Source organism: Candidatus Seribacter sulfatis, from assembly GCF_964187635.1.
In the GTDB taxonomy this organism is placed as follows: Bacteria; Verrucomicrobiota; Verrucomicrobiia; order Opitutales; family Seribacteraceae; genus Seribacter; species Seribacter sulfatis.
Genome location: NZ_CAXLMO010000079.1, coordinates 1 through 14,225 on the forward strand (window position 1 = coordinate 1; position 14,225 = coordinate 14,225).

Consider the following 14,225-nt stretch of genomic DNA (forward strand, 5'->3'; position numbering starts at 1 on the left):
AGGGAAACTCGCAGGTTGTCCCCGGTCCACCGAGCTGTCAAAAACCGTTCCGTCAATCAAAGTACCATGATAGTGCAAACGAACCGTTTTATCCATGGTTGGACTGGGGCCTTTTCCTTCACGCAGGATTTCGTAGTAAAAGCCGGAGGGGTCTTTTTTGACTTTTTCATCGGTGGCAAGAAGGGCCATGTATTCTTTGGATTTTGCCTTATTTTCTGCGGCCACGCCCTTCATTCCTTCCTGTTCAGCCGCCCGGGCAATCTTCATTTTTTCGGACATGATCTGTTGTACCTTGGGCATCAGTGCCTGTGTTTCCGGTGGCATTTTTCCCAATGCAATTCCTTTTTTCATACCGGCTAAAATGAGATCGATCTGCTCGCTGGTAAACTCCATTTTTGCCAAACCGGATCCTTCGGCAAACATCATTCCAATCGCCCCGTAAATTTCCGCGTCTTCAATTTTTTTATCATTCTGGGCAAAAACTGAACCAGAAAGAAAAATCATGCTCGTTACTAATAAGCCAGTTTTCTTCGCCCTGGCAATCGGTTGGATTTTAGTTAATTCCATGCACTCAAATTTCCTTCGTCTCGATTTTAGTCAACTTAAATGTAGGGCTTTCCTTATTTTTATTAGGTTTCCTATCTTTAAAAAGGGTTGGCAATGAAATACAAGCCGTTAGATTATAAGCTGTGTCAAATGAACAAAAAGAGGATAGGCAACAGGTCGTTTTATTTGATGGTGTATGCGGTATGTGCAATGCATCAGTCGATTTTATTCTCAGCCGTGATCGGGATAAAAAGTTTTTATTTTCTCCCCTTCAGGGAAAGTTTGCCAATGCACAGGTTCCTGAGGAGTGTATGGATTTAAATACGATTATTTATATTAGAGACGGTATGATCTTACGCAGATCATCGGCGGTTTTACGAATTCTCGTTGATTTGGGTGGGCTTTGGGTTGTGGTTTGGCCCCTCCTGCTAATACCCGCTTTTCTGAGGGATTTATTTTATCGTATAATTGCAAATAGTCGTCATTTGATTTCTAAAAAGAGAGCCGCTTGCCGACTCCCTTCTCCGGAAGAAAAGGAACGCTTTTTAGACTAAAGGGATTGTGGTTTCATACCCTGTTGAGTAGATAGAAAGCTTTGATTATGACAAAGATTATTATTCTCCCTTTCCTCTGCCTGCTCGTTTCTATTTCCGCTGCCCCGACCCGGGAAGCTTTTGCCTTGGAAGAACGATCAATCACGGGTGTACCAATCGATGCTTTTGAATTAGGTGATGCCAATCTGACCATCGAATTATGGGCCCGTTCCCCTATGATTTTTTCCCCGGTGGCGATGGACTTTGATGCTCAGGGACGCTTGTGGGCCACCGAGGGAATTGACTACCAAAGAGGAATGAGAGTCAAGGAAGGCCGATCAATTATCGTGCTGGAAGATAAGGATTGGGATGGAAAAGCCGACTCTTCCCATGTCTTTGTCACCGAAAAGGAAATCCGTCACGCCGCCCTTGGGATTGCAGTTTTTGACAACCGAATCGTTCTTTCTTCCACCCCATCGATTATCGTGTACACCGATGTTAATCGGAACGCGGTGTTTGATGAGGGAGTTGATAAGAGGGAAGTTTTCTTAACCGGGTTTCGTGATGCGAGTCATGACCACACCCTCCATGCGGTGGTCGGTGCTCCCAGTGGGCAATGGCATTTCTCCTATGGAAACCGAGGGGCGGATATTAAGACCAAGGATGGTAGGCATCATATTTCCGGGTGCTATTATGGTTATAGCGACGGGATTGGTAAAAAGAGTTCAGACGGAGAGGTCTATGTGGGCGGTATGACTATGCGGGTTAATCCGGACGGTACCGGGCTGACCCCGACCGGGGAGAATATGCGTAATTCACACGATATGTTTATTAGTTCCCATGGGGATATTTATCAGAGTGATAATGATGACCCTGCTCATGCCCGAATCAGTTGGGTGATGGAACATGCTAATATGGGGTATGCGGACCTGAGCGACGGGAGCCGATCATGGGAGGAAGTCGCCAAGTCCTGGGAGGAGCCGGCAGGATGGAGCAAAGGGCTTCGTTTTTCCCGTTCCCACTGGCGTGAAAATTATCCGGGCGCTTTTCCACCGGGCACGATTTACGGTGCCGGTTCACCCACTGGGAATGTTCTGATTGAGGACGACACCCTCGGGCTGGCCGGTACTTATCTCGTCGCCTGTATGGTGCGCAAGGAGGTGATGGCGGTCACCCCGCAATGGAAGGAAGCCCAGATCGAAATGGGGGAGCACAGACCTTTTATCCGTTTGAAGGCGGATCGAAAGGGCGAATTCTTTTTACCCACCGATCTCGCACTTGCCCCTGATGGCTCGCTTTTCTTTTCCGATTTTTACAATGATACCAGCCGGGGAACCAATCAGGTAAGCGGGAGCATCTATCGTATTACCCGTAAAGATGGGAAGCCCCTGACTCTGCCCAAAATTGATTTTTCTCAAGTGGATGGTCTGCTCGCCGCCCTGAAAAACCCTGCTGTCAATGTACGCTCTCATGCCGCCGCCCAACTGGTCAGTCTTGGAGAAAAGGCCTACACCAAGGTCGAGCAGTTCTTGGCCCAAAACCGCAGTGATCCCGTTCTCCGTTCCCGTGCAATTTGGGTACTTGCCCAGCTGGGGGAGAAGGGGAGGACTCGAATTGAACCCGGTTTGCAAAGTAAAGATGAGGTCGAGGTCGTAGTGTCCTATCGTGCCCTTAGGCATAGCCACCCTGATCGTACGCTTGAATATGCCAAGGCACTCGCCCAGTCCCCCTTCGCCTCGGTTCGGCGCGAAGTAGCGGTGAGCCTGAAAGGTATTCCCTTTTCAGATTGTCGCGACCTTCTTGCCCAATTGATGAAAGGATTTGACGGTCGGAATCGATTTTATTTGGAAGCCCTGGGAGTGGCCTTTCACGGAAAGGAAAACTTGGTTTATAATCAGCTGGTCGCTCCTACCATGCCGGATCCCGAAAAGTGGGGATCGAAAAATAAGCATCTCGCATGGCGACTCCATACCCCTGAAGCAATCCGCGATCTGGATCTTTGCATTCGTGTACAAAAACCACCAGTGGATGAATTTAGGTTTCTGTCCATGGCCTTTGCCAGTTTTCGTAACGATAAGGAAAGACAGGACCGGGTTAAGCGCTTACAGGCCCTCGCCCAACTATCCGAGTTTTCTGCCGAGTACTACCAGGTCACGGTGGACGAGATAATTGCAAAAGATCTTAATGATTTAAAGGGAGAAATGATGGAAGCAAGCTATCTAATTCCCACCCAACTGGGAGTATTGACTACAGTTTCTGAGCCTGCTCAAATTGCGCAGCTCCAAGGAGATTTAGATAGGGGCAAGACAGTAGCCGCAAAATGTTATCTGTGCCATAAGATTGAAGGAATTGGGGTCAACTTTGGACCCAACCTTACCCATTGGGGGAAGGAGCGTACCGTAGAGGAGATTGTAAAAGAGATCGTTTATCCGGATGACAAACTTGCTCATGGGTATGAAAAACCGGTCCGTCTCACCACCAAGAAAAATAAGCATGTGGCGGAGGGCTTTCTTTCCAATTACAGTTGGCATGCCGGTTCCCTCAAACTGAAAGTCCTTGGCGGGCAAACCCGTAAAATTCTTTTTCGTCGAGCGGGTGCAAAAATTGATTATTTAAAGGAATCCTGGATGCCCTCCGCCTCCGAAATGGGAATGTCTGATCAGGACCTCGCGGACCTCGCGGTGTACATGCAATCCACCGGTTCGGGGGAAGACGATTCCACCTCTGGAGATTCCGGAGAACCCGTTCCCCCCACCGGAAATGAGCCGGGATGGCAGGTCGTTACGGGAGAGGATTTTGTCAATGTGAACTGTTTCCCCGATACCTGGCGCTGGGAGAATGGACATGCCTACTGCACGGGCAAACCGACCGGGGTCATCCGGTACCGCGAACCCTTGGAAAACTTTGAACTCCTACTCGAATGGATGCACAAAAAAAATGCCGGAAACTCGGGCGTCTTTGTCTGGGCGACCCCGCAAAGTATTTCCAAATTAGCCGCCGGACAGGGCCGGTTGCCTCACGGGATTGAAGTGCAGGTCCTCGACCTCGGGTATGCCGATCACTACATCAAACGGCATAAAAAACCAGCCGACTGGTTTACCAGTCACGGTGACGTCTTTCCGGTGGGCCCAATTAAAATGAATCCCTTTCCCCCGGTTGCGCCTAATGGTCGGCGCAGTTTTCCAAGCAAAGAAACGACATTGGGAATCAATCAATGGAACCGGTATTATGTTCGGGCGGTCGATGGTGAGGTCCGCCTTTGGGTCAACGGGGAAGAGGTCTCAGGAGGGGATGGGATTGATCCATCTTCTGGGTTCTTCTGTTTAGAGTCTGAGGGGGCTCCGATTGAATTTCGTAACATTCGCCTACGCACACTTTCCGAAGTCGGAGAGATGAAACTTCCTGTACATGAGTCAGCACTCGCTCTAAACCTCAAAGGACATCCTGCATTGGGAACCTGGAAATATCTCAATGGGTATACCCGTGAGATTGCCGAAGACGGTCAGGTCACTCTTCGTCTGGGAGAGGATGTGATCTGGAAACGCCGCTGTATTTCCAAATCTGAAAATGAATTTGTTTTGGAAGGGAATTTGGTTCACAAATTGATTGGGGACACTTTACATATCGAAGGTAAATATAAAGCGGTTAAGGAATAGGTTGACCCATTTCAAAGTCATCTTCGTTATGGGTCTATGTGTAGATTTTCCTCCTCCATCTTAATTTTTCTTTTCTTTCTTACATCGGTTTCGCTACTTGCCCAACCAAGATACTTCAATGATTTAAAGCTAGGTTCCGATTTCCAAAAAGGATTGGAAGAATTATTGGAAGGCAATCAATCGGTTCGACTCGCCGATTTAAAAAGACAACTCACTCAAAAGCATTCCAAGGTTGTGCTCGGAGAGGTTCCAATCCACTCCGTTTCACCCAACAAGCTTTATGATCAGATATCTAAATCTGTTTTAGTAATGGGCAGGCTTTATAATTGTGGGAAATGTTCGAAATGGCATACCTCCATGGCTTCTGCTTTCGCTATTGGGCAAGATGGTATTATCGTAACCAATCATCATGTGTTGGAAAAAGATGAAGGAGAAATTCTGGGAGCTATGGATGCGGAGGGTACTGTTTATGGAGTTGAAAAAGTTCTCGCTGCCAATCAGGAAGACGATCTTGCCATTTTAAAGTTACGGGATGCCAAATTAATTCCAATGGCTCTTGGTAAGCCCGCAAGTGTGGGAGCGGATGTCTGGGTAATCAGTCATCCAAATAGAAAATTGTACACCATGACAAAGGGTATGGTCTCCCGTTACCAAATGATTTTGAAAAACGGTCAAAAACCCGGTCGCAGGATGTCTATCACTGCTGACTATGCCAAAGGATCAAGTGGAGCTCCCGCGTTTAATCGCAAGGGACAGGTCGTGGGTGTGGTGTCATCAACCAGTTCCATTTATTACAGCATAGAGAACGGGAAGAAAGAAAACCTGCAAATGGTGGTCAAGAATTCTATACCTGTGGAATCAATTCATGAATTGATTCAGAAATAATTTGTTGTCATAGGTTGGAAATAGTCCCGACTTCTCCCACACCTTGTCATCGCGAGGGCTGAAAGCCCGTGGCGATCCACTGTGAGCCAATAACCGATCCGCACTGTCCGCACGCGTCCCCCGAGACACCATGGATTGCCGCGTCTGTCACTTAGGCTCCCTCCTCGCAATGACAAATACCACGCACTCACGACACTCTTGTCATCGCGAGGGCGTCTTCACCCTTGTCATCGCGAGGGCTGAAAGCCCGTGGCGATCCACTGTGAACCAGTAAGCGAAGAGACAAGTCGTATACATAATTCGAGACACGATGGATTGCCGCGTCGCTCACTTCGTTCCCTCCTCGCAATGACAACATCAAAATTGATCGACTATGCGGTTTGATTTTTTATCTTTGGTTAATGTCTTGGACTAAGAAATCCTACTGTATTTACTTACTTGCCAATCGAAAAAACGGTACGATTTATGTTGGCGTCAGTGGAAATCTTTCCAAGCGTATGCTCGAACATAAGAATGGAACGAACGAAGGTTTTTCTAAAAAATATAGTCTCAAGAAGTTGGTATATTTTGAGTCTTTCGAGGTGGTTGAAAATGCAATCAAACGAGAAAAGCAATTAAAGGCGGGTAAGCGTTCCACTAAAATTCAGCTAATCGAAAAAGATAATCCAAATTAGGATGACCTAAGTGCTGATTGGTGATTCTGAATCGTTTTGCTCACTCTTGTCATCGCGAGGGCGTAGCCCGTGGCGATCCACTGTGATCCAGCAAGCGAAGAGACAAGTCGTACGGGTTGTGCGAGGCACGATGGATTGCCGCGTCGTCCGCTCCCGCTCTCTCCTCGCAATGACAAATTATGTGTTGTCATCGTGAGGGCTGAAAGCCCGTGGCGATCCACTGGGAGTCAGTAAGCGAACCGCATTGTCTGAAGATGTCTATTGCATGCAGTGGATTGCCGCGTCTGTCACATGCGTTCCTTCCTCGCAATGACAAGTGTGTGTTGTTATCAAACCGCAGCGTTCTTACCCACTCTTATGATTGCGAGGGCTGAGTTGTTTACCAGTTGTCTGTGCGGAAGGGGCTGGCGGGTAGACCCTCCTTATTGTAGAGGTTGGCATCGGCCGGATTCATGGTAAATGCGTAGCGGGCAGCGACCGGGGTCTTGACTGCTCCTGAACTGAGCACCACCTGATCGCCGACAATTTTTGCATCTGCCCAGTGCCATTTTTTATCGGCTCCGGCGATTGAGAAGTGTTTAAGGGAACCGTTTTTGATTTGCTTGGTCGGTTCGAGTTTTTCTTTCTTACCGACCATTAGTCCTTTCCCTACATTTTTGAAAGAAAGATGGACTTGATTTCCTTTAATCTTGTGACCGGAGTAAAGCGGGCCCGATGGGACAATATTCTTTTTACCGTAGGTTTGATGAAGGGCCCACTGAGCGAGGCGTCCACCCACATCCTGCTTGTTTTTTGGATGAATGTCATTGGGGTTATGGGCATCTGCTAAATCAATGATCACCGCCATGCCAGTGTGTTTAAGATCGAGGGCTTGGGTCTGAGCCTCGCGTAATTTGGCCCATCCGTCTCCGCCGCCTGGGGTGGTGCCGGGTTGTTTCCAATTGCACAACTGAACCCAGTAGAAGCCAAGATTTGGGTTTTGAAAGGCTTTTCTCCATCCTTGAACGAGGGCATGTTTCTTTTGGTAATAGGTAATGCCTTCTCCGCCATTGGATTCTCCCTGGTACCAGATGGCTCCGCGTAAAGCGAAAGGGGTAAGGGGATGAACCATGGAGTTGTAAATTGCGGAAGGGGTGCTTCCTTTTACCTTGGTGTCTTGGGTATAGGCTTTCACTTTTTCTGCAGTTTCGGAAAGTTCGGGTACCGATTTGAAACCGTCGAGTGTGGTCCATGGCTCGATACGGGTACCTCCCCAGTTCGATCCGACCAAACCAACTGGGACATTGAGTTCTTTGTGGAGCCTTCTTCCAAAGTAGTACCCGGTAGCACTAAAGTTTGATATGGTGGAAGGGGAGCATACTTTCCATTCTCCTTTGCCTTCACGCTGGGGAATGGGGTGAACAGTGTGTCCGGGGACATCAAAGAGTCGAATGTTCGGATATTTGGCTGCGGCGATCTCCTCTTTTGGGTTGGCACACTGGGAAACACGCCATTCCATATTGGACTGTCCGGAACAGATCCAAACTTCCCCGACCAGTACATTATCCAATTTGATCTCGTTGTTTCCTTTAACGGTAAGAAGCGAGGGAGAAGCATTCGCTTTTAACTTGTCGAGTTTGACCATCCATTCCCCCTTTTTTCCTACTGTGGTTTCTTTCTTCTGCCCGGCAAAGGAGACGGATACTTTTTCACCGACATCTCCCCAACCCCAGATGGGCACCTGCATATCGCGCTGTAAGACCATATTGGCATTGATGACCGCTGGCAGGCGGACGGCGTGAGCCGAGAATACGACGGCAATGAAGAGTAAACAGGAGGTTAATGTACGCATTATAATGGGGGCTGGGTTAGAATTTTAAATAAAAGAAAGAAAACTCTTTGAAAATCTTTTGATCAATCTTAAAAACTGAGATTGAGAAAGAAACTCAACGGAGTCTTTTAGGATTCTTTCTTGGGATCAATCTTAATTTGCAGGGGATCCGGAGGGGTTTTCCCAAGTAAACGATTCAGGGTGTAGGCAATATAACCGTTGGCCAGAGGAGTTCCATTTTGTGCCTTTATATTTTGAATGTTTACTTCATGGATATGCCAAGGTGTAAGTTCGGAGAGGGTGAGCTCCACGATCGTTCCATTTCCGGAAATTTCAATTTTGGAAATCGCTACCGACTTCTCATCCGACCGAGGGGAACCATAAGCTTTGCGGTATTCAAAGAAGTATCTTTTGAAGGGCCAGTTTTCCTTCTCTAGTGCTACTTTTTTATCCACCGGTTGAGTGAAGGTGAATTTGAATCCTTTCTTGGTGAGTTCCATATTCTGAATTTCAAAGGGTGTTTTTCCATTCCATGAAACTTGTTGAATTCCCTGTCCGCCTGCCCAGGTATGTTTGGTCTGCCCGACAAAAAGGCTTCCATCGGGAGCCCAGGCCATTCGATTGCATCCCCGTCCTAAGGGAGATCCATCAATAAAGGGTACGCAGGCACCCTGAAGTTCACCGCCCACTTCTTCGAGCATGACCCGGACAATTCGGGGTTTATTCATCTCGCCCACCAGGAGCTGTCCGGTGAAGGGGCCAAAGTGGGCGTTTTCTGAAATAGCGAGGACTTCAGTGGGAGAGTTGGCCATAGTACCATGAGGGAAAACGACGCAGGCACGAGTTCGTAGCTTGGCCAGTTTTTCTACCGGGCTGTCAACGGGAACTCCCTCAAAGCCTTCTTTCCAGGCCAGGCTTGCAGCGTGTCCATAAAAGCGATCTTGTTGCACATGAAAGAGCTTGCTGGAACCGACCCAGTCTCCTTGATTATCTGTGACGAAGAGATTACCCTTCAGATCAAACCCTAGTCCATTGGGCGTGCGGTGTCCATAGCTGTAGGGAATGGTTTTTCCCTCCGCGGTATACTTCATTACACAACCGCGGTAGGGTGCGGAGGAATGCATCCTGCCAGGTCTGCCTTTTTCATTAAAAGTTCCTCGTGTGATCGAGCGTACGCCATCACCGGAAGATCCAGTTCCCAGGGCAAAGAAATAATTTCCCTGAGTGTCCCGTACGGGCGTAAAATTGAATTCATGGTAATTTCCTGACATGCCAAACTGGTCGGTTACCACTTCGTAGTCATCCGCTTTCCCATCTCCATTGAGATCCCGGATGCGGGTCAGTTCCGGTCTTTGGGTGACAATGAGTTCTGTATTTGAAAGTGCAATGACGCCAAGCGGGTTATGTAAGCCCTCGGCAAAGAGTTCCCATTTATCCTCTTTATTATCGCGAACAAATATTTCCCCGCTGGGTAAACAAACCACGAGTTTGCCATTGGGCAGAAAGGTGAGTCCGTCAATCTGAATATTTTTAAACTTGGTGGGTGGGGGCGGAATATCGATGACTGAATACTGAGGGGCGGTTTCGGAAAAAACAGTACATGCAAGTAGAAGACAAAATAAGATAAATTTCATTAGTTGGCTTCCTCCCTGGGTTGAATGAGAATCGAAAATTCATTGGATTCCCGAGCCGTGAGTACAAGTGTTCCGTCGGGAGAAAGATTACCCCGGTTACTGGAGATGGTAGCTTGTGAGTTCGGGGTTAATCGAAGGGTTGTTTCAACAGTGGGAGAAACCGTAAAAGTTCTTTGTATACCAGATTTGTTGGCATTGGGACGTATCAGTTCGGTAATTACATACTTACCCATAGAGTATCTGAATTTTGGGAACCCGTCCACCAACCGGTAACCGAGGTAGGTGGGAGCCTCTCCCGCTCCCTTTAGGGTAATGGGGAAGTCAGTAGCCTCAGAGGTATCGTAAATCGGTTGTTTGTTATTGGTCTTGGAAAGTGCATCGAAAGTTTGGTCGTTTAGTTGAGTGGTGCGGGCACGATAGTAGGGCACACCGTTGAACTGAGCGACAGGCTTGCCGTTGCTCGACCAGTGGTTTTGATTGGCTCGGATGAAGCCCCCTTTGGTCCAGGCATAACGGAGTCGGCATTCACCGGCGTCCCAGCAGAAGTAATGGTTTCCGGGGAGGGCGACTGCGAAGGCGGCCGGGGATGCTCCCGGCATAAAGGTGCGATAGATAATGGGTTCTGTGATTTGGGAAACCAAATCGTCAAAAGTGGGGGTAAAGGTACCGTTTTTACGGTTGTATTTCTGATCAAAGGGGAAGCGTTTGAGCAGGGTTTCCGGAGTAAACACATCCTGGGGTAATTCTTTGCGAGCCTGGGCGACCTGTTCCTTGTCGATTATAGCTTCCTTGTTTCCCCATGCATTATTTACATAGCTGAGGATGTAGGCGAGTTTCTCATCATCAAAGAGAAGTTGGGGGGGCATAGCGGAATAGAAGTGCTTACCGTTTACCTTGATGGGGCCGGCCAGACCGCGAAGCGAGATGGCAATGGAACGGGCAGAACCGCCCTTGAGCCAATCACTACCGGCAAGGGGAGGGACCGTTCCTTTTTGCCCTTTACCATCGGGCATATGACAGGCAACGCAGGAACCGGCTCCGTTGTATAATTCTTTGCCTTTGCGAAGAATTTCATCTTTGGACAAACCAAACAGATTTCCGGAGAGTGTAAAAAAGAGGACTAGTATAGATTGTTTACTCCTGAAGGTCATATATTAAATATTTAAACATGAGAAGAGTCTTGCTGTACATGTGTAAACCAAGTGGTTCAATAAAAAAATAGGGGGTATTGTGAATATTCGGTTTGATTACGACTGGACTTATTGTCCTTGATCGCGGTCGAGGTTTTCCTGAATCCATTTTGCCAGGGTACCGCTTCCCGTCCCATAGCCTCCGGGTAGGGGGCGGAGGTCTCGGGTTTGTCTCTTGGGAGGATCGCCCCAGTGCTTGGGGAAAGGTTTTCTTTTATTTGGTTTTAGCTGGGGGCGATTCGGTTGATTGGGTGGTGTCTTTTCTTTCTTTCCATATACCATTTCATACACCTCTTGGGCAGTACGCTTTTGTCCGGTTGATTCATTAAACCATGGGCTTCCTCCTATGAATATCATACCTTCCGGTAACTTCTTTCCCTCTGCCATCCACTGTTCAAATGAGGGGGAAGAATCTTTGGTTTTTGGACCCTTTTGATTGCCGAGGGTAATTGAGGTAATATTGACGCCCGTGACCGGAGCATCATCTGCAATACGGGTATCCTGAACAAAGCATTTTATTAAAAGACCCTGTTCATTTAACCGGAGAACTCCTTTGTGAAAGGATGGAATGGGCTTGGCTAATAGTTCCTTTGCCTCGGCGTAAAGTTGATCGAGGGTTTTGGCAGGATGTGCTTGTTTGTCTGAGGAGGATCCGATGAAATCTCCTCTTTCAGCCCATCTATTTTTGTCAACTGGTCTACCATCCGGGTGGGGTGCACCGATTGATTCAAATTTACGTTCAGTTACGCGATTTTTACTTACAATGATGGTTGTAGTATGACCAAACCCCGTCCAACTACTCCATTTTTTGGTGTAGGAATAATTTCCCTGATGATTATCTTTTAAGTCCTGCCATCGTTTAAAACTTTTTTCGAACTGCTTTTTTTGTCCGCCCCATTCCTCTTGTTTTTCCTGTCCTTGGGATGACAGTTGGCCACAAGCTAGGGCAGAGGTAAGAAATAAGAGGGTGTAAACGAGATGAGAGAAGGAGCGGGTAGCAATTTTCATATCTATATACTAAAGAGTGAGGGAAAAGAGGAGCAAGTGGATAAGCGATTGGGACGAGGACGTCGATTAGACCTTGCGGTTACTCAAGAAAAGCCAAAGGTCTTATAAGATGAAAATATTTTTAGTCCTTTTTTGTCTTTCTTTACCGATTTTATTACGGGCTAGCCAATCCCCTAATTTTCTTTTGATTCTGGCGGATGACTGTACCTACAACGACTTGCCGCTTTATGGTGGAGTCAATGCAAAGACACCAAACCTGGACCGGTTGGCAGGTGAGGGCCTTACTTTTAATCAGGCTTATGTCGCCTCTTCCATGTGTCAACCATGCCGGGCGGAGTTGTATTCGGGACTATATCCGATGGGGAATGGATGTGCATGGAATCACTCGGGTTGCCGTCCCGAAATTACGGGTATGCCCCAGGCACTCGGAAAATTGGGCTATCGGGTGGGGTTGGCTGGGAAGACACACATTCGACCGGTTCCTGTTTTTCCATTCGAGAAAGTGGAGGGATTTGATCAGAACTGCGTTCGTAATCCGACCCTTGAACACGATCTCGGTGCGGCCCGCAAGTTTATGGAACGGAAAAGAGATGAGCCATTCTGTCTGGTGATCGCATTGACTGAACCGCATGTTCCCTGGGTGATGGGGGATGCCTCGCAATATCCGCCGAAGAAACTTAAACTTCCCCCCAATATCGCGGACACTTTACGAACGCGCGAAGACTTTTCAAAATATTTGGCGGAGATCACCTACATGGATGGACAGGTGGGGGAGATTCTCAAAGCTTTACAGGAGTGCGGAAAAGCAGAGGATACACTGGTGCTGTTCAGTTCGGAGCAGGGTTCTCAGTTTCCCGGGTGCAAATGGACGACATGGAATACCGGTTTGCACACCGCTTTGATTGCCCGTTGGCCTGAAAAAATAAAGGCTGGGAGAAGAACGGATGCTTTGGTTCAGTACGCCGATATATTGCCCACATTGATTGAAATTGCGGATGGGCAAATTGAGGAAATGGATGGCCAAAGTTTTACAGGGGTTCTACACGGAAAGAAAACGGACCATCGGAAATATGTTTATGGAATGCATAATAATTTTCCGGAGGGTCCACCTTATCCGACCCGCACGATATCGGACGGCACCCATCGATTCATTATGAATCTAACTCCCGATGAACTTTATATCGAAAAGCATCTCATGGGGTTAAAGGGGAATGCGGTCCTGAACAATCCATACTGGGCGACCTGGGTGAGGGATTCCTGGGAAAAGCCTGAGATTTATAAACTGGTCAAGAGATACCAAAGCCGACCGGAAATCAGTTTTTACAATACGGTGGAAGATCCCTATGAAATGAATGATTTAGCTCAAAATAAAATTTACGATCAAAAGATTCAAGGAATGAGAAAGGAATTAAAAAGATGGATGAAAGCAGAGGGGGATCCGGGTGTCTTACTGGATACAAAAAAAGCACACCAGGCAGCCAAGACCGGGAATCACCTTTTTTAAGAAAGATTGAACGATGAATATGATTCATACCTCTAAGAGAGCAAAGATTGGCAAAAAAAATTATGACTAAAAATATATTAATTCCCCTTTCCTTGGTGGTGGGCCTTACAGGTGCTGCCTTCATTATTTCGAAGCCCTGGGTTACGATCCAACATGCCGAACCAATCATGGTTAAGGGTTATGCAGAAAGCGAAGTATTCGCTGATCAGGGGAGTTTAACGGTGCGAATTTCGGAAAAGGGTGATGATAATGGAGAAGCCTACGAAAAAGCGGGGGATTCACTAGAGCGTGTGCGGGCACTCGTCGATGAAGTTTTGGGAGAAGATTTGGAAATGGTGGAGCTTTCCTCTTCTCTCAGCGAGACCAAAAAACTAAATGAAAAAGGAAACCGGACGAACGAGATCGAATATGTTACCGCGACTAGAAGTTTACGGGTTAACAGTGGAAAGGTTGAAGATTTGGACCGTCTATCCCGTAAGTTGTATGATTTGAACGGCGAAGGAATTCGTCTTACTTTGAGCGGACCCGATTTTTTTGTGTCACACTTAGATGAAGTGAAAATCGATTTAATGAAACGGGCTACAAAAAATGGTCGGGATCGAGCGGAGATTATGGCCAAGAGTTCAGGGGAAAAACTGGGCTCCCTGGTTTCGGCCAGGCAGGGGGTTATTCAAATCACCAAGCCTAATTCCACCCGTACATCAAGTTATGGAATTTATGATACCGAGACCATAGAAAAAGTGGTCAAACTTGTGGTCACACTTGAGTTTAAGATAGGGGGATAA

Annotated in this window: 13 protein-coding genes; 6 read left to right on the top strand and 7 right to left on the bottom strand. The window is 47.4% G+C overall.

Translation table 11 applies throughout. The annotated features are described in order from the left end of the window. Window positions 1-567 (bottom strand): FKBP-type peptidyl-prolyl cis-trans isomerase N-terminal domain-containing protein (locus ACKPQ5_RS07720; protein WP_407678525.1); only part of this gene is annotated, 567 nt, incomplete at its 3' end. A gap of 122 nt (window positions 568-689) precedes the next feature. Between ACKPQ5_RS07720 and ACKPQ5_RS07725 the strand changes: the two genes are divergently transcribed. From ACKPQ5_RS07725 to ACKPQ5_RS07735, 3 genes are read left to right on the top strand one after another with little or no spacing between them, the layout of a single operon-like run. Further along, window positions 690-1,100: a thiol-disulfide oxidoreductase DCC family protein gene (locus tag ACKPQ5_RS07725; RefSeq protein WP_407678526.1), complete on the top strand. Its 411-nt coding sequence runs from the start codon at window positions 690-692 to the stop codon at window positions 1,098-1,100. Between the two features lie 47 nt (window positions 1,101-1,147). Next, window positions 1,148-4,735, top strand: a complete 3,588-nt coding sequence (locus ACKPQ5_RS07730; RefSeq protein WP_407678527.1) for a PVC-type heme-binding CxxCH protein — start codon at window positions 1,148-1,150, stop codon at window positions 4,733-4,735. A gap of 36 nt (window positions 4,736-4,771) precedes the next feature. Continuing rightward, window positions 4,772-5,620 carry a S1 family peptidase gene (locus tag ACKPQ5_RS07735; protein WP_407678528.1) on the top strand — a complete coding sequence of 283 codons (849 nt, stop codon included), beginning with the start codon at window positions 4,772-4,774 and terminating at the stop codon, window positions 5,618-5,620. A 187-nt stretch (window positions 5,621-5,807) separates the two neighbouring features. Here the strand turns inward: ACKPQ5_RS07735 and ACKPQ5_RS07740 are convergent, their stop codons facing one another. Then, window positions 5,808-5,951 carry a hypothetical protein gene (locus ACKPQ5_RS07740; RefSeq protein ID WP_407678529.1) on the bottom strand — a complete coding sequence of 48 codons (144 nt, stop codon included), beginning with the start codon at window positions 5,949-5,951 and terminating at the stop codon, window positions 5,808-5,810. A gap of 70 nt (window positions 5,952-6,021) precedes the next feature. Here ACKPQ5_RS07740 and ACKPQ5_RS07745 point away from each other — a divergent pair, with 70 nt between their 5' ends. After that, complete coding sequence (locus ACKPQ5_RS07745) at window positions 6,022-6,294, top strand: GIY-YIG nuclease family protein (RefSeq protein WP_407678530.1); 273 nt, start codon at window positions 6,022-6,024, stop codon at window positions 6,292-6,294. On the opposite strand, the gene ACKPQ5_RS07750 is transcribed toward ACKPQ5_RS07745, so the two are convergent. The 5 genes from ACKPQ5_RS07750 to ACKPQ5_RS07770 form a co-directional block, all read right to left on the bottom strand. After that, complete coding sequence (locus ACKPQ5_RS07750) at window positions 6,291-6,485, bottom strand: hypothetical protein (RefSeq protein ID WP_407678531.1); 195 nt, start codon at window positions 6,483-6,485, stop codon at window positions 6,291-6,293. The two genes, ACKPQ5_RS07745 and ACKPQ5_RS07750, sit on opposite strands and share 4 nt — an antisense overlap. 188 nt (window positions 6,486-6,673) lie before the next feature. After that, entirely contained in the window at window positions 6,674-8,125 is a 1,452-nt protein-coding gene (locus ACKPQ5_RS07755; protein WP_407678532.1) for a sialate O-acetylesterase, read from the bottom strand. A 107-nt stretch (window positions 8,126-8,232) separates the two neighbouring features. Next, complete coding sequence (locus ACKPQ5_RS07760; RefSeq protein ID WP_407678533.1) at window positions 8,233-9,738, bottom strand: DUF7133 domain-containing protein; 1,506 nt, start codon at window positions 9,736-9,738, stop codon at window positions 8,233-8,235. Further along, the gene (locus tag ACKPQ5_RS07765; RefSeq protein WP_407678534.1) at window positions 9,738-10,889 is read right to left on the bottom strand and encodes a c-type cytochrome; all 1,152 of its coding nucleotides are present in this window, start codon (window positions 10,887-10,889) and stop codon (window positions 9,738-9,740) included. The genes ACKPQ5_RS07760 and ACKPQ5_RS07765 overlap by 1 nt, the downstream gene beginning before the upstream one ends. Before the next feature lie 108 nt (window positions 10,890-10,997). Next, the gene (locus tag ACKPQ5_RS07770) at window positions 10,998-11,936 is read right to left on the bottom strand and encodes a hypothetical protein (RefSeq protein ID WP_407678535.1); all 939 of its coding nucleotides are present in this window, start codon (window positions 11,934-11,936) and stop codon (window positions 10,998-11,000) included. Window positions 11,937-12,045: 109 nt separating this feature from the next. Here ACKPQ5_RS07770 and ACKPQ5_RS07775 point away from each other — a divergent pair, with 109 nt between their 5' ends. Together ACKPQ5_RS07775 and ACKPQ5_RS07780 are read left to right on the top strand one after the other, a co-directional pair. Next, entirely contained in the window at window positions 12,046-13,440 is a 1,395-nt protein-coding gene (locus tag ACKPQ5_RS07775) for a sulfatase family protein (protein ID WP_407678536.1), read from the top strand. Window positions 13,441-13,502: 62 nt separating this feature from the next. Beyond that, a complete protein-coding gene (locus tag ACKPQ5_RS07780; protein WP_407678537.1) occupies window positions 13,503-14,225 on the top strand; it encodes an SIMPL domain-containing protein in 723 nt (240 codons plus the stop codon).